Below are 17,176 nucleotides of genomic sequence, written 5' to 3' on the forward strand. Positions count from 1 at the left end.
TTTTATAATATGCTTTATTGTTGTAGCCTGGTCTGCTATGAAAATTTCTCCTTGATAAAAAAAACAGCTTCAGGTTCACTGACACTTGTATTGTTTAAATCTATATTCTTGACAACCTTTTCTTTATTTATATCAATCACATCAATACCTTGATAACCTAATGCTGAATCCCCATATGGGACAAAGATACTGTCGTCATTAATGCACATACCTTGTTGAATTGCATGGGCATTATCAACAATTAATCGAGATATAGAGTCTTCAATGCAAAGAGAAACTAATTCTTCCTGTAAAGATGGAATATCAAATTTTGTCAACTTGAGTCTTGCTCCGGCACCATTTTCCTGATTATAAGGAATTGCATAATCCCAACCAACTATCCACAAATAACCATCTTTTTTTGAGATCAATGCATCCGGACAACACCCAATTTCATTAGTAGTAGGGAGTACTATGGTTTGAACGAGGTTCAAACTCCATACATTATTATCATTCAAAATTCGGTATACCCAAATATAGCTTTCCTTTTCATCGAGACCAATTAATGCTCCACTAATATAAATTACAGGAAAAGAATCATCCGAATCATATTTCTCTATTCCAAAGCAAACTGTGTCACAATGCTTAATAGGAGAAGAATCTCCTACCACTTTACCTATATACTTCTTGTTTTTTAAATCATATATATCGCAAATCATCTCTGCAGTAAACTGAAAGAGATAGTCACCAAAAGCTGCTGCACCTTGCTGAGAGAAACTTTTGGATTGCTCCATATAATCTACAATGACAATATCTGAAGGAAATAAAACAGTTCTAATTGGGATAACAGAGAGAAATAAAAATAAAGAAAATATCATTTTTTTCTTCATCTTTATAATCCAAAAATTTGTTGATTTTCATGCACCTCTACCATCGCTCTAAAAATAAAGAAATCCGTCGGTGTTGTAATCTTAATATTTTCCATAGGACCGATGATAGTATTCATCTTATGCCCATAGTGGCTCATTAAAGAGCAAGAATCAACATAGTCATGACACCCAGCATTCTGTGCTTTTTGGTGCGCATCTAAAATATCTTTAAGTCTAAAGCATTGTGGGGCTCTTGCAATTAAAGAATTTGCCCTCATTGGTATTTCTAGAGAGTCATCATCTTGTTTTATTACAAATGTTTCTGTTGCAGGAATACAAGTGATGCAATTTCCTTTTTCTATGGTAGTAATAATACATTCCGAAATTGTCTGCTCTTTAATTAGAGGGCGTACTCCATCATGAATTAAAACATTACAGTTCTCCCCATAAGTATTCTTTGCTATAGTAAGACCATTATAAATTGAGTCTTGACCAGTTTTCCCCCCAGGCACGACGGCACCAACCTTACTTATCTCAAATTTTTTTAATTGTTTCATCAAGAATGAAATCCAAGGCTCAATACAAACAACAACAATGCCATCTATTTCTGGATGGTTGTCGAATAGTTCAAGAGTGTAAATGATAACAGGTTTTCCATTAAGTTCTAAGAACTGTTTAGGTTTAGACACTGTCTTCATTCTCAATCCAGAACCACCCGCAAAAATAATTGCAATATTTTTCATTTTTTGTCTATTTTTAAATACCAAAGACCTTTATATACTTTAAAAGAATTTTTCAAATCAATAAATTTTATTCTGCTATACCTTCCAGACATATTTTCATAGACATCATCAGGAACCTTCATATAATCTCCGTATATTTTTTTCATGTAATGATCATATCCTACAGGGATTTTCACAGACACCCCTTCAAACAGAATCTCTGTGGTATCAAACACATGCCTGTCATATTCACGAAATAACCCCTTGAAAGATGATACTGTTTCCTTGACAATATTAGCAGTATAAAAATCATATCTGGTCATTTGCTTCTGATGATAAGTCCAGAGTTTATATCGTAATTTTTGAGACTTTATCATTCCCAAGAGTAACATAACTGGATACCTAAGCATTCTTCCTTGATTATTCGGTAACCTCTGGCAGTTGAATACAGAATACATAATAGAATGATAAATCTGAAATGCCCTTGACAATCTTCCGTCAGGACACCCTTCAAAAGGAATAACATCAATATAACAACCATGGTATATATCCTCATTTTCGGAATGAAACTGTATAAAAGTTGTTTTTAAATCAACAAGGTTCATAGCTGTATGATGATAATTATGAGAACGATCAGTTCTCACAAGTGCATAATGATCCGTATCAGCTATCGTGTTCCAAATTTTATACAAACTCTCATAATCCTTTCGGGGCATGAAAACATCTAAATCATCATCCCATGGAATGAAACCGCCATGCCTTACAGCCCCCAGCATTGTTCCGCCACCACACCAATAATTTAAGCCATTATCTTCACATATCTTCTTAAAGTACATGAAAATTTCAAGAAGTTTATCTTGTAACTGACGTATTGTGACATCGTTTGCCAAAACATAATTGCGATATTTATCAATATTATCCATTAATGTTAAAAAATGAAGTTATACTCTGTTTAAATCTATACCATAAAACAAGGAATAAAGAAACATGGAATGGCATTAATTTCATTCTATCATAGTCCTTTCTTAAATTCTTTAACAATATTGAAGGATTATGAATTATCTTTTTCAATTCCTGACGATATCCATGTCCAAAATTTGCTCCTACAACATTTGCTCCATGTTGCCTATAGAGAATAGTTGGTTCATCAATGTACTCATAAACTCCCTTTTTAATAAGGATATACTCAACCCAATTATCATGACCACCCATAATATTTTTAAATTGTCTATAAGGAAGTACTAATTCCTTCGCTGCCTTATTAAACATTTGTGTGCAACCATAAGAAGCATGTCTATTGGTCCATTGTTTATAGAAACTTTTTGTGTATTCAGGATGACGATTATCTGCTTTCCAAAGAGATGCAGACAAAATATTTAAATTCGAATCAACAAGGGTCAGGTCAGTAAAGACACCAATTCCGATAGTTTCATCATGGACAGATTCTATCTCTCTTATACGTTGAAAAGTCTTTTCCACTTTATCGTTATTCCAAACGTCATCCTGATCACAAAACATGTAATAATCTGCATCTACAACAGAAAGAAGATACATAAAGGATTCTCCAGCTCCCATGTTTGATGGACATGAGATGTCTATTGAAATTTGTTTGGGGAACTTTGAGGCATATTCATCTAAAACTTTTATAGTACTATCTTTTGAGCCATCGTCGCGAATATACAAATGCCAATCCTTATTAGTTTGAGATATAATTGACTCTATCTGTTCACCAACAAATTTCTCTCCATTATATGTAGATAATAGAATTGCAATCATATTATATCAATATTATTTTTGAAAGTTTTCAATTGATTTTCAAAGATATTTTGAGGAAATATACACTTGATTGTTTCAAAACTCAGACGTTTTCCTTTAAATTTTTGACAGAAATTAGTTATAACTGATTTTGCATTCAAATCCCCTTCAGCAATATTTATCCCAAGTGGATATTGCTCAATCATCTCGTATTGAGAATTTTTTTCAAAATAAAAATTAATAATTGGTTTTCCTGTGGAAATCAAATCAAGTGTTTTACTTGGAAATTGTATTGTATTTCTATTTCCAATACTCAAAAGAATATCGTACTTTTCGCATATCATTCGACCATACTCCTCAGACGAAACGAATTCATATCTATTGATATTTTTAGGCAGATTAATGAGCATATCTTCACACTCTCCTTTTTTAATAAATAAATCTGTAACGCTGTTTGTAATTTGTGATATAGTATTCAACATGAATTGAGGGTTACGGATATCCCTGTATACAGCCCCAGCATATACAAATTTTACCTTTTCATTAATATGTACATTTGATGAAAAATCTTTATACTCTTCATTCAAGGTGAAATTCATGCATACTAATTTTGAAAGAGGAATTGAAAGTGCACTCTTTGCATATTCATACATCTCGGGGCACATTAGATTAACATCTGCATGAAGATAGAAACTCTTTTCCGTTTTTTTGAATAATTTATTCCATAATCCCTTAAATAATTTATACCTGTAATATACATAGTTTGTAGTATATGGATCAGTCACAAAATTCACCCACCTAATATTAGGATGCTTCTTCTTAAATCTCATTGCTGCAAACTGTGTGAATACTGTATTAGAAACGCTGATTACACAATCAATTTTCTTTTTAGAATGAAGATTCTCAAGCACATTGTAATACGAACTACTCTCCCATGAATTTGCATTTGGATTGCATATTTGTGTCATTAATAATTTATGAGCATTAATAAATGCTAGAATAATTGTAACAACAACCTTGTTTTGATTCTTATTACAAAACATTAATAACTTATGCCATATACTAGAAATATATAAAATGTTTTCTTTATTAACAAATTCAGTATGTTCTTTATACGTCTTTGTTATATAGTAAAAATTACACACACAACTCAAAGCTTTGATATACTTATCAATAACCGCAGATGGTGCACCCATATCAGGATAGTACATAGTACTCATTACCACCACATTTTTCTTTTGCTTCATAGTATTGAAAAAAATGTTCGATATTCCAGAAATTTACCATCCCATTCGTCATTTGTAATCAAATAAAACCACATATAAATATTAATGGCTAACATTAATCCGATGAGGCATTTTCTAATAAATCCTATTTTTATATTTTGATATACTAAAGGAAATGCCGCTATTGAAAAAATATCGAAATAATAAGCCAATCTAGCAATAAGCAACATTATTGAGGCAAAAGGAAGGATAACGAAACTGACCATAGACATAAATACTAACTGTCTTCTTTTTTCTATAATCTTATCATTACATAAATAAAAAATAGAAAGAATAAAAGGAAAATATTCAAAAACACGCCTGATACCAAATTTCATGCCATCTTCCATCAAATATTTATCACTATATTCTGATACGACATTTATTACCATAAACTGTTGGAATAATGATTGAGTAAATGAACTAGAAACCCATGCTATAATTACCAATATGCCCATTGTAATACCTAACAATTTATCATTTTGCATTGGCAAAAAACACAAAAGTAAAAAAGGTATCATCACAACAGAACTCATATGCAAAGTTGTAATAACAAACAATAAACCAATAATGGGTAAAATTTGATCAAGATTTATATTTCGTTGTGGGAGGGTATTCTGTAGTTTTTTACTCTGACCATAAACAACAATTTGAGATTGTTTTGAAATACTACATGTACTTACAGACTCATTTTTGGTGCAGAGTTTATCTATTTTCATAAATATGTTTACACAAATTGCCATAACAAATGATTGGCCAATCATTGACTGCTGTAATATAAATAAATTAAAATTAAAGACATAGATTGACGTGGCAAACCAATAATATTCTCTTGGAACATATCGCTTAATTAAGCGATAATATGTATTACAAATAAAAACAGATAATAAACCAAAAAAAACGATATATCCTAAAGGGGAAAAGCACTTCATAAAAAATGCCCAGCCTTGTTCTTTTGTAAATTCTAAGTCAAAAATAATCGTACTAAACGTTATAGATTCATTATATTTAAAATCAGCAACATAAGTCAAATAATCAGTACCAAAATCATAACGTAGCGCGGAAAAAATACCCAATATAAAAAAAGACACAAACAACCCATATCGAAACCTTCTAATAGAAGCAAGCCACGAAAAGAAAACAGCTAAGCAACAAACAGCTAAAGCTACATACATATAAAAATAGATTAGGGAAAGGATTTAATAACAGATTGTAATCGCAGAATATTAGCGTTTTCATCGAACAATTCTGTTACTTTATTTGATTCTTTATCAATACAAGCTTTTAATTCAGAATATTCATTGTCTAAATGCACTAACTTTTCACAAAATGCAGAGAAATTATTTATTGGATATAGCATAGCAAGCTTTCCATTGCATGAATACTCCAATGATTCATCAGTTTGAGCTGCAATAGAAGGAATTCCCAAAGTTATACATTCAGCCATTGCTAAATTCGCATGAGGAATTGTAAAGTAACTAAGATTGCAATAAGACTGCTTAATAATATGACTGAGATTAAAAACGGAGGGCATACACTTAATTCTATCATCTTTTGATATTGCCAAATAAATATCATCTATATAGTGCTTCCCACGATTTAAATAATTAATTAGTTTATTTTGAGAGGATAATGGAGGTACACCAACTAGAAGAAGCCTATCTTCTGCAGAAGTACGATAAGTAGAAAAAGCCTTAATTACTTCTAACGCTCCTTTGATAATCTGAGTGCCACCAGTAAACAAAAACACTCGTTTCCCGGTCATATTTTCATTAAAAATTTGTTCAAGTGGCATATATTCAAAGCGTTTCTCCATATTAATCCAATCGTATACAATAGTAGCCTTTTTCTTAGGAAATATGGAACTACTATAACCATTAATTGCAATTATTCTATCAGAATATATATTTACAAATTTCCGAATAAAACCAAGTTGAAGAATATGTTCATTAGATGGCCAGTGCTCTCGAACATGACAAATTGTTTTTGCTCCAAATTTTTTTGCGACCTTCAAATAACCTGCAAGCATCATATTGTTAAAATATACGATATCTGGTTTAGATGTGTTCAAAATAGTATTGAATGCCCGTTGAGAAGACAATAGTCTAATATATGCCAAAATACTACCCACCTTATAAATTGGACGATTATATGGAAAGAATGACATTTTTGTAAATAAAACTACCTCCACACCTAAATTCGATAATTCTTCAACTAACGGACCATATGACTTTAGTGCAACAATAGGTTTATAACAATTTGTATCTAACGTCTTTATAATATTTAATAGGCAATAACTTCCACCACCGACACTTGAAGATTGATGTAAAAATAATATTCTCTGCATGAAAATTAAAAATTCAAGAATTTCTTTCCAATATTTCTTAGTGCATTGAGGTACATATCAACAGAATTCCAATCAATTTTTGTAGACAAAATAATCTCTATTTCATTAAGGCTATTTTTATAGAGTATCCTATTAACCATTTTAATTGGTGTTAAGAGAGTGTAAAAACGATCGTTCATTCCGACATTACCATTCAATTCAGTAATAACAACAAAAGGAATATGGAATTTTAGGCACATAACTACACAATGAAATGAGTCTGTAATGACTGAATTCGCGTGTTTTATTAAATATAGCCAAGATTCAACAGAAGAATCACCTAAATCATTATTCCAAATAAGATCTCGAGTTCTATCCTTTATCAAAGATTTTCTTTCTTTCATATTTCTAATAAAAAAACAATAAGTATAATCCCTAGAAACTTTGCCCTCATACTGATCAGCCAAATTATCAAAGAAAGAATAGGGCATCAAAAGTGTAGGGTCTGGAGCAACACTTACATTTTTTATTCCCATAGATGAAACAATATTTTTTCCTGTATTCTCTCTAACACTAATCATTGAAAAAGATTTCAGATACTTTGCTGCAATCGAAAACTGCTCTTCTGGATAAGTGATACATCCAAAACTAACTGCATAAGCAATCTTGGTTCCATCAAAATTGAAACCAAGATAATATGCCGAAGACCCATTCTTATTTCCTTCACCAGTAGCAAGAAAATATGGATTCAGAACTTGGTCACTACCTGAAATTAGAACATCAAATCCAGTAACCAAATTTGATATTTTTTTACAGGAACAAACACGTTCTGTCTGATTTAAATATTTTTTCCGGAAATTACTTAATCTTAGTTCTTTTTTTCGTTCTAACAAATATTCGGAAATTTTCAAGAATTTATATTTTCTTATAAAATTCAAGATTGTATCATCATAATTCTTTGGTTTATAATTAACAATACAGACGTCATGTCCTTCTAATTTCAAATATTCTTGAAGAGCATAAGCCTGTAAAATAGCTCCGTAGTTTACTGCCCAGTGGAATGTTAAGATTCCTATTTTCATAACAATCTATTTCAATATCTTTAAATCGGATAGTACTCTATTTGTAAACCTCTTTGCACCAGTCTTATTTAGGATTCCTGCATTCTTATAAAGAGTTATATCTCGAAATTCTTTATCTGAGAAATAATTTAGAAACAGAACTTTATTATTTGTTGAAGCCTGCACATAATCCTCGATGTATTGTTTAATAAAAGCACTATCAAAATATTCAAGCAGTGAGTTGGATGTAGGAGGTAGAACTATAACTGGCTTAAAGTTATGAGATATACATAATTCAATAAGCTTCTCCAATGCAATAACTGCCATCTTAAATCGATCTTGGTTTACTAGACTAAATCTATCATTCAAGCTGTAAAGAGAGAACTGTTTTTTCCAACTATCTATCCAAACAATAGCATCCTTGTCTATTTCCTCCTTGGTAAGAATATGGTTAGTTTGTTTTATTCTTATACCTAATTCACTAAATAAAGAAACAAGTGGAAAATATTTATATGGATTCTCTTTTATGTCGTATACTAAGCTCTTCCGCTCCATAGAAAAGTTAGGGATGCTCATAGCATCAACAATAGAATACATTTTGTCTGGGAGATATTGTTTTCCATCATCCAAGCAAGAAAAAGGACATAGTGTAATAATAACTATTGCATTGTCACTTAAAAAACTTAAATAATTAGAAAGGATAGCATAATCTCCAACAAAAGTCTGAGGAGCCATAGCCCAGTTAGCGGCCTTATTATTACAATTAGAATAATCAAATGCATATTTGGATACACTGCTACCCAAATTTACAATTTCAAGATTTAAGTTTTTTTGTTTCCAAAACTTTTCACAATCTGCAAATACTACTTCTCTATACCAAAAAGTACGTTTAATTAGTGCATTGATCCTTCTTTTTACTTTTGTTGACATGTTCATATACCAGGACAATATAATGATTCTGCAGCGACTACAAAATCTTGGTTAAACGAATTTATATATTGAACTTCTTCTTTAGTAAGGGAGAAATCTAAAATAGAAAAATTCTCTTTTAATCTATTTTTATTCTTACTTTTGGGTATAGGTATACAGCCTCTGTCAACATGCCATCTCAAAATTATCTGGCTCAATGATTTATTATATTTATTCATAATTTGCGATAAAGCTTCTTCTGCAATTTTACCTTTTACACCAAGTAATGGAGAATAGCACAATGGCATAATGTTATTATTATTTAAGAAGGAAAGCAAGTTTTCTCTAGTGCAAAGGGGGCTGAAAAAGACTTCATTAATAGCAGGAATCTCACCTGACTTTTTGATGACTTCAATATGCTTTTGAAAAAAGTTGGAGACTCCTATATATCTGATAATACCTTCATTTTTTAGACTAATTAGTTCTTCCCAAATTTCATAATAATAGCCAGGAAATGGATAATGAATAAGTACCGAGTCAATATATTGTGTTTTCATCTCTCTCAATGATATAGAGATTTTTTCTCTTACGACATCCCTTACAGTATGAAGTTTCTGATGAATAGAATTCGGGTTAAACCAAACGCCATCTAGTGGATCATCCCAATAAGAGTTATCCTGAGATATTTTTGTTTGAAAGAATAAATCTTCTCTTTCTAATCCTGTTTTTTGATAAAGTTCAGAACATGCGATACCAATTCCTGTTTCGCCTCGATAATCATCTGATGTATCAATTAATCTATATCCAATTTGAGCTGCGGCCAAAACTGTGTCTGCCATCTCTCTACCTTGCAATGGGAAAGTACCTAGTCCAATAGGAGGTACAGGCAAACCGGATAATGTTTTTAGTTCTTTCATAATTAGTTTAAACTTATTTCTTGCATTCTTGGACATTAATAAGAGATTTTGAAGTGTTCATATAAACAATATTTATTTCTATTGTCTAAATTAACTATAGCACTGTAAGCATACCAAAGAACCTAAACAACTATTTGCTTGCTATTCCTGGTTAATTCAAACTCTATCGATCTTTTGGTTAATTAAATTAAATATTTGTGTCTTATCTTCTTTTTTTAGGACAAAGACCCATCCCATAAATAATATAATCAGTTCTATCGTAAGAAAATTAACGATAAAACGTAACAAACTACCTTCTATCATATTAATAATCAAAAATGGGGCAGCAAACACAAATACAACAACAGCCATCACCGGTAGATATGTATGAACAATCAATTTTTGAAGTGAAAAATCAACATAAGACTTCATAATTAGTAAAGTCAATATTTGATTAATTACATTCGTTATGATTACAATTATAAATGGTATGTATGAAGGACATCCGAATTTTAATAAAACATAACTTATAGGCAATGATGATATCATAATTGAACCACATACAATGTTTCCAGTTTTAATTCTTCCAATTGCATGAAATGCCATATTCTGCCCACCTTCTATCACATCAAACAATGCTGATACTAGAATTATCCTTGTAAATAATACTGTCTCTGGTGGATATGTATCACCTAGCCAAATTTTTAGGATAAATTCTGATTCGAAAATTAGAGGGACAACCAAAGCCATCATTAAAAGGAGCGAATATTTTATAGCCTTAAAAGTTAAGCCATACATTCGATCAAAGTTTTCCTCAGCAAAGCTTTTCACAACCTGTGGACGTACAGCTGTGAGGAAATTGTTAATAAACAATTTAACTGCTGATTGTATTTGAAATGATATACCACTTGCTGCATTAACAATTGGTCCGAAGAATACATTCAATAGTACATTTACACCTTGATTTTGACTAACACCAGCCATCCCCCCGAACAAATCCCAAACGGAGTAGGACAACAGTTTTTTATATAAGGACTTATCCTTTATTAGCCTAAAACGGCATTCTTCATATTTACTTTTTGTATAAAACCTATAAAATAGCTGAATTACTATAGTGTTAAGCATGAGTAACAGTCCGTAGAATACCAATTTGTCAATAGGAGAAATTTGAATGAAATATGCAATTAATAATTTTGAAAAAGCTTCGTAAAGTCCCACGAAAGCATACACAGCCATATTTTCATGACTAACTAAACTCGCATTATAGGGAACTTGAGTGTAATTTATAGCCATTGTTACAATGGCAAACTGATACACCCAAAATGCTGCAGTTATACGATTCTGAGGAATAACTAATTTATCATAAAAAAAGAATAAACCAGCTGTTTCCAATATGAGAAAAACAATAAATGAAATACCAATATGTAGGTTCAGAGATGCAGAAAACACCCTTTTTAATTGATTAGTATTTCCGAGTCCAAGTTCATAAGTTAGGAAACGACTTGTAGATGCGTTAAGAGCACTATTTAAGAAAACCATCATTGATACTACACCACCGACCACATTATAAATTCCATAGTCAGTAGCACCAAGTCTCTGTAATATTATTCTAGATGTAAAAATAGTTACACCCATCACAACGAGCATCCTTATATAAAGGAATGCTGTATTTTTTGCGATTGTTTTACCTGACGTATCCATAGTCGGTTGAGATGGTAGAACCTGTCGATTCTACCATACATATAATAGTTTATCCATTGTTCTCAACTAACTCAAGTACATCTCCAATTGTTTCTGCTTTAATTAGTGGTAACAGTTTAAGTTTAATGTTGAGTTGATTTTGAATAGCATCAATTAATACGACTTGAGTAAGAGATGTAAACTGCGCCAAGTCGCGAAACTCTGTTTCAAGAGTAATAGATGAAGGATCTTCTTCGTTGAAAACACTTCTAAAAATCTCTAAAATTTTACTTTCCATAATTATATAACTTTGAATATAAATATTTTATGCTTTCCAATAAACCTCCTCATCAACTATTTGAGCAGGATTTCCACTTACCATACTAAATGCAGGAACATCAAAGGTTACACATGCGCTAGCACCAACTATCCCACCTGGCCACACATGTACTCCAGACATAATTGAAGCGCGATCACAAATCCAAGCATGTGTTCCGATCGTTACTGGCTTTGATGTTTTATATCCTTGACGTGACATATAATGATCTCCATTTGTGTCACGTATTATTACATTTCTACCTAAATAAACGTATGGTTCAAAAGTAATAGATTTTGCACATACAATTTCTATATTTACATTTGAGTCCCCTCCACCCTTTATTTCAAAAACCGCATTTTTAAAAACTTGAATATCGCATCCAGCACTAAATGTATAATTACCACCAACAATAAGCGATGCATTTTCCCTTAAAATAATTTTGGAGTATAACACATCCTTTGTACAATTACTACGCCCAATGCAAAATACACCATTTATCTTTATTTTACTACCTTTGCCTAATCTGAACAATGTATGCGGATGAAGTATAAGATAATGTCTATTTACAATACTAGCATCAATATGCTTGTTAAACAAATTGTAATTAATAGTTTTAAAGAATGTAAACCAATTCCCTTCGGAAGCACATATCGCCTGCTTTAGAAATCTTGCAATGTTCTTTAGCTTTGTCTTAGTTTGTAGCTTCTGAGATAGATATTTATCTACCAGATTCCCAAAATCAGAATAATTCAGCTCTTTATAAAATGCAGGTCTATCTATAGATGCATTAGGTTTATGAGATTGTAATAATCCTAAATTTCCGCCCAATATTGAATCAAAAGCAATTTCCTCTGTCAATAGTTGAGAAGCGACTTTCTCTTCATAAAATACTCTTCCTTTTTCCGAATTAAGTAAGACCATAGATGTGCCTAGATTATTATCATAATCTTTAGACAAGTACTTTTCTACTCCCCAGAAATCTGCAAGTGTAATATCTGCAATTCTAGGAAAACCTTTAAATTTACAGTTGTGACATGATGGACGTGCAGCTATTCCCATCCCCATGTAACATCTACGAAATGCATTTTTTTCTTTAGTTTCATAGATTACATCTCCATTCTCAAATACGATCTTTGTACATAATGTTCTCCAGCCTATTTCTTTATTCTTGTCCTTAATATAAATAACCTTTGAATGATGCTTGTTTTCAAGATGTTTGATATATGCATCCCATATCTTAGGTGAATTTACATACATACATACTAAATCAATAATTAAAAGTTTTTCATAAGGTTTTTCCAGAAAACTTCGTAATGCTGCCATTTGACACGGAGTTCCACATACCACAACTTTTTCACCGGACTTAAGAAGTTTTTTTACCTTCGCGTAAAAACCGATAGCATTACTTTGTATATATTTTGAACTACGTAATCTTTCAATGTCCTTTTTATTATTGGAGATATACTGTGATACACTCCAATCCTCATTCCATACAGCACCTCCTACAAAAGCCTTTTCTTGATAAGCTTTTTTTGCAAACGCGGAGAAGACCCCACCTGAAGTGCTATCAAATCTAACGTGAAGATTCTTATGGACAGCTGCATAACACTTTGGCTTTTCAAAATCATTCTTTTTTAAGTCGTCTATGTTTATTATGGGGCATACCTTCTCACATAAATTACATTGAATGCATGTTTCATAATTAATATGAGGATAAAGAAAACCCTCCTCATCCTTGTTAAAAGATATAGATTCATTTGGACAAATATCGCCGCAAGCATTACAACCGCAGCATTCATTTTTAGCTAATTTATCTATCATTATCTACAAATTTCAATTTTGATTTTTGGACGATCAATTTTATCGCTATTATTGAGTGGAAATTTTTCCATAAACTTGATATGAGTAGGTATCATATATGAAGGCATTTTACTTTTCATATAATTAACCATCTCTTTTGTGTCAAATTGCTCGCCTTCAATTACAAGGTATAGTTCATTTATTCCATTTGATTCACAAGCAATACAAACTAAGTTTTTTCCTATTGCAACACGTGCATGATACTCTATTTCCCCCAATTCGATGCGAAATCCTTGGATTTTTACTTGATTATCCATTCGGCAAGAATACATTATATCACCATCTCTATCTTGGAAGGTCAAATCTCCAGTATGATAGAAACGAAGATCCTCATCTTTGTATTTACGGATAAAAAAAGATGATTCATTTTTCTCCGGATTGTTCCAATAACCTGGAGTTACCTGTGGACCGGCAATACAAAGTTCACCTTTCTCTCCAATAGGGACTTCATTACCATTTTCATCTAATATTATACTAACACAATGTTTAAGAGGCTTCCCTATAGAAATTATTCCGTTTAATTCTTTATTTTCACTTTCTCTAGACAGTTTGTAATATGTGCAGTAAATTGTTGCTTCGGTTGGGCCATAAAAATCATATAGTTCTACATCTGGACAATACTTATAAACAGTCTCAAGTAATACCTTTGGACAAGCCTCAGCAGTAAGAATACAAGTTTTTAGTGAACTCATATCCACTTGCTCAAAAAAAGGTTGCATAAAACGTAACATAGACGGTGCCATAACAGCAAAAGTAAGATGGTATTCATCCACCAAACCTGCAACATGAAGATACTTTCCCTCCCCATATGGCACTGTATAAATACAAGCTCCACTAATCAATCCAGCCAAGTAACATTGTACTGACACATCAAATGTTAGGTCAAATGTCTGAAGGCATTTATCTTCTGAACTTAGTTTTATTCCTGTTGCCCAAAATGAATCCATGAATGAACCGATATTGAGACGTGAAAGAGAAACGCCTTTTGGCTTTCCAGTACTTCCTGAAGTAAAGAGGATATAAGCCAAATCGTTGTCACTAATATCCTTTTTCGGCTCTAAGTTTGCTGTTAATTCAGCTCTTTCTGTTGAAGTGACAACAAGTGACAAATCGTATCTACTCTTGCTACTAGAATCCAAGATCGTATCTATACCTACTTGCTTTACAATATCAAGACATCGGTCTATTGGTTGCTTAATATGTAAAGGGACGTAACAATAACCATCCAACCAAAGCGCAATTATTGATGCATAAGTTTCTATGTCGTTATTTGTTACAAGACCTACATTTTTGTTTTGTGGTTTCCTTGCCTGAAGTAATGAGCGGATATTTGTGATTTTATTAGCCAATTGTCCATAAGTGAAGAACTCATCTTTGATACAAAAAGCATTGCGGTCTTTACCCTCAAAGAGGTTTCGCATAATAGGGTCAATTATTTGTTCTTTAAACATAGTTTTATATTATTTTTTATAATGCCCAGAAAATACCTTTAAGTTAAACTGACTAATGATATGTCTAATCACTAATTCGTTTTTCTCTGCCAAGTCTTTATTGCTACGATACCATTCAGTAAAAACCGGGAAATCCGGATTAAAACTATCGCCAATAAAAATTGAATCATTTATGAGATAACATATGCAGTCTATATCATGACATGGTGTGTGGATTGCTGTTAACTTCTGATTAAAAACATAGACGTTTTCTCTATTATTTATGAATTGAAACATTTTGTCATTTTGCACGCTAAAATCATCCACATACATGTAAGACACATTTGCTCGACTATCTTTCAGCCCTTTAAATGTTTCCTCATGACAATATACTCTCGCATTGGGAAATTTATCAATCAGTTCAATTAGCCCATATACATGATCGTAATGGCAGTGTGTTAAAAACACACCCGCAATGTTCCTTTTTCGAATATATGACAAAATTTGCTGAATATCCCCACAATCTACTAAATATACACAATTATTACCTTCATCTTCTATAATATATGTACACGATTGCATTAACGAATTATGTATTGTTTCAATTCGCATGATTATAATCTTCAATAGCCTTTTGCAGAATCAAAAGCGCCCGCTGCAAGTCCTCCTTGCAAAGCACATACGCGAGACGCACTTGTTTTTTACCAAGTGCAGGATTGGAGTAGAAACCTGCTGCAGGAGCTATCATAATAGTTTCTGCAACAACATTCAGCTGATGTCCCAAAGGTTTCATGTCAGCAGTCTTTCCATCAACATATCTAAAATCAGAAAGACACCAAGCACAGAGTTGCACTTTTTTTATTTTTTCTCCTTAGAGCTGCACGTATGTCCTTAGCGTCAATTCGCACTTTTCTCGTCACTTTGATTCTCCAACAAATTGAATATCCCCTCTTGGGTAAAAAATATGTCTTAAAAAGACTTTCTCCAAATCATTTTATTGATGACACCTACATAGCTTTGAATGAGCTTAACAACTTTTGTTGATACGTTTTCATCAGTATATGCTGGAACGGGATATGGATCATCACCATTCTCGTGCATAGAGGTTGCAAGTTCAACCGCCTGGCATACAGCCTCAGAAGTGATAGAACCAATTGTGAAGACACCTTTATCCATTGCCTCAGGACGCTCTGTAGAGGTACGAACAGATACAGCTGGGAAGTGAAAGAATGCCCCCTCCTCTGGCATAGTACCAGAATCAGATACAACACAAAACGCATTCTGCTGGAGTTTGTTATAGTCGAAGAATCCAAGAGGTTTGTGCTGGATGACACGATTATCAAACTTGAATCCACGCTTCGCGATCATCTTCTCTGAACGTGGGTGGCAGCTATATAGAACTGGCATATCGTAAGCACAAGCCATCTCGTTGACAGCATTCATTAGCGACATGAAATTTTCCTCAATATCAATATTCTCCTCACGATGTGCAGAAAGAAGGATATACTTCTTAGATTCAAGGTGGAGTTCATCAAGAATAGTAGATGCCTCAATCTGAGGGAGCATCTCACGAAGCACCTCTGCCATAGGTGAACCTACAACATAGGTATATTCAGGCTTGACGCCACTCTGAAGGATGTAGCGACGAGCATGTTCAGAATAGCACATGTTGACATCTGATGTAACATCTACAATTCGGCGAATAACCTCCTCAGGCAGGTTCTCATCCTTACAACGATTGCCAGCCTCCATATGGAAGATAGGTATCTTGAGACGTTTAGCTGCAATGATAGAGAGGCATGAGTTTGTATCACCAAGAACAATGATAGCATCTGGCTTCACCTCTACCATGAGGTCGTAGGCCTTAGAAATTACATTACCCATGGTCTCACCTATATTTTTGCCTACCGCACCCAAGTAGTGATCAGGCTCACGAAGTCCGAGGTCCTTGAAAAACACCTCGTTGAGGTTGTAGTCGTAGTTCTGACCAGTATGTACTAAAACATGGTCGAAATACTTATCTGCTTTCTTAATAATGGCGCTCATCTTGATGATTTCAGGACGAGTACCTACTATTGTCATTAACTTCAGTTTTTTCATCTAGA

At 32.8% G+C, this 17,176-nt stretch carries 16 protein-coding genes and 1 pseudogene; all 17 read right to left on the reverse strand.

The features are described from left to right. Positions 1-35: 35 nt before the first annotated feature. The 17 genes and pseudogenes from KG118_RS08145 to wecB all read right to left on the reverse strand — a co-directional run bounded on the left by KG118_RS08145 (position 36) and on the right by wecB (position 17,171). Positions 36-869, reverse strand: a complete 834-nt coding sequence (locus KG118_RS08145) for a hypothetical protein (protein WP_117712647.1) — start codon at positions 867-869, stop codon at positions 36-38. 2 nt (positions 870-871) lie between these two features. After that, positions 872-1,591 carry an IspD/TarI family cytidylyltransferase gene (locus tag KG118_RS08150; RefSeq protein ID WP_117712648.1) on the reverse strand — a complete coding sequence of 240 codons (720 nt, stop codon included), beginning with the start codon at positions 1,589-1,591 and terminating at the stop codon, positions 872-874. Continuing rightward, positions 1,588-2,493 carry a LicD family protein gene (locus KG118_RS08155; RefSeq protein WP_117712650.1) on the reverse strand — a complete coding sequence of 302 codons (906 nt, stop codon included), beginning with the start codon at positions 2,491-2,493 and terminating at the stop codon, positions 1,588-1,590. The genes KG118_RS08150 and KG118_RS08155 overlap by 4 nt, the downstream gene beginning before the upstream one ends. Continuing rightward, positions 2,486-3,346, reverse strand: a complete 861-nt coding sequence (locus KG118_RS08160) for a glycosyltransferase family 2 protein (protein ID WP_117712652.1) — start codon at positions 3,344-3,346, stop codon at positions 2,486-2,488. The genes KG118_RS08155 and KG118_RS08160 overlap by 8 nt, the downstream gene beginning before the upstream one ends. Then, positions 3,343-4,572: a glycosyltransferase family protein gene (locus tag KG118_RS08165; RefSeq protein ID WP_117712655.1), complete on the reverse strand. Its 1,230-nt coding sequence runs from the start codon at positions 4,570-4,572 to the stop codon at positions 3,343-3,345. Before KG118_RS08165 ends, KG118_RS08160 begins: the two co-directional genes overlap by 4 nt. Beyond that, positions 4,569-5,765 carry an EpsG family protein gene (locus KG118_RS08170; protein ID WP_117712657.1) on the reverse strand — a complete coding sequence of 399 codons (1,197 nt, stop codon included), beginning with the start codon at positions 5,763-5,765 and terminating at the stop codon, positions 4,569-4,571. Before KG118_RS08170 ends, KG118_RS08165 begins: the two co-directional genes overlap by 4 nt. Positions 5,766-5,776: 11 nt before the next feature. Further along, positions 5,777-6,937, reverse strand: coding sequence for a glycosyltransferase family protein (locus tag KG118_RS08175; RefSeq protein ID WP_117712659.1), 1,161 nt, complete (start codon positions 6,935-6,937; stop codon positions 5,777-5,779). Between the two features lie 5 nt (positions 6,938-6,942). Continuing rightward, positions 6,943-7,998: a polysaccharide pyruvyl transferase family protein gene (locus KG118_RS08180; protein ID WP_117712660.1), complete on the reverse strand. Its 1,056-nt coding sequence runs from the start codon at positions 7,996-7,998 to the stop codon at positions 6,943-6,945. Positions 7,999-8,004: 6 nt separating this feature from the next. Further along, positions 8,005-8,907, reverse strand: coding sequence for a hypothetical protein (locus tag KG118_RS08185; protein ID WP_213388402.1), 903 nt, complete (start codon positions 8,905-8,907; stop codon positions 8,005-8,007). Between the two features lie 2 nt (positions 8,908-8,909). Beyond that, positions 8,910-9,803: an aldo/keto reductase family protein gene (locus tag KG118_RS08190; RefSeq protein ID WP_117712709.1), complete on the reverse strand. Its 894-nt coding sequence runs from the start codon at positions 9,801-9,803 to the stop codon at positions 8,910-8,912. 156 nt (positions 9,804-9,959) lie between these two features. Beyond that, on the reverse strand, positions 9,960-11,483 hold the full coding sequence (locus KG118_RS08195) for a lipopolysaccharide biosynthesis protein (protein WP_117712664.1): 1,524 nt from the start codon (positions 11,481-11,483) through the stop codon (positions 9,960-9,962). Positions 11,484-11,532: 49 nt separating this feature from the next. Continuing rightward, the gene (locus tag KG118_RS08200) at positions 11,533-11,760 is read right to left on the reverse strand and encodes an acyl carrier protein (RefSeq protein WP_117712666.1); all 228 of its coding nucleotides are present in this window, start codon (positions 11,758-11,760) and stop codon (positions 11,533-11,535) included. A 27-nt stretch (positions 11,761-11,787) separates the two neighbouring features. Then, entirely contained in the window at positions 11,788-13,602 is a 1,815-nt protein-coding gene (locus tag KG118_RS08205; RefSeq protein WP_117712668.1) for a Coenzyme F420 hydrogenase/dehydrogenase, beta subunit C-terminal domain, read from the reverse strand. Further along, the gene (locus KG118_RS08210) at positions 13,602-15,092 is read right to left on the reverse strand and encodes an AMP-binding protein (protein WP_117712670.1); all 1,491 of its coding nucleotides are present in this window, start codon (positions 15,090-15,092) and stop codon (positions 13,602-13,604) included. The genes KG118_RS08205 and KG118_RS08210 overlap by 1 nt, the downstream gene beginning before the upstream one ends. A 9-nt stretch (positions 15,093-15,101) precedes the next feature. After that, positions 15,102-15,683, reverse strand: coding sequence for an MBL fold metallo-hydrolase (locus KG118_RS08215; protein ID WP_117712672.1), 582 nt, complete (start codon positions 15,681-15,683; stop codon positions 15,102-15,104). Next, positions 15,673-15,921, reverse strand: a pseudogene (locus KG118_RS17650) (hypothetical protein); the annotation flags it as partial. The pseudogene KG118_RS17650 and the gene KG118_RS08215, both read right to left, overlap by 11 nt. Before the next feature lie 119 nt (positions 15,922-16,040). After that, positions 16,041-17,171 carry a non-hydrolyzing UDP-N-acetylglucosamine 2-epimerase gene (gene wecB, locus KG118_RS08225; RefSeq protein ID WP_117712676.1) on the reverse strand — a complete coding sequence of 377 codons (1,131 nt, stop codon included), beginning with the start codon at positions 17,169-17,171 and terminating at the stop codon, positions 16,041-16,043. Positions 17,172-17,176 lie beyond the last annotated feature (5 nt).

Origin of the sequence: Bacteroides propionicigenes (assembly GCF_018390535.1) — a bacterium.
GTDB lineage: Bacteria > Bacteroidota > Bacteroidia > Bacteroidales > Bacteroidaceae > Bacteroides > Bacteroides propionicigenes.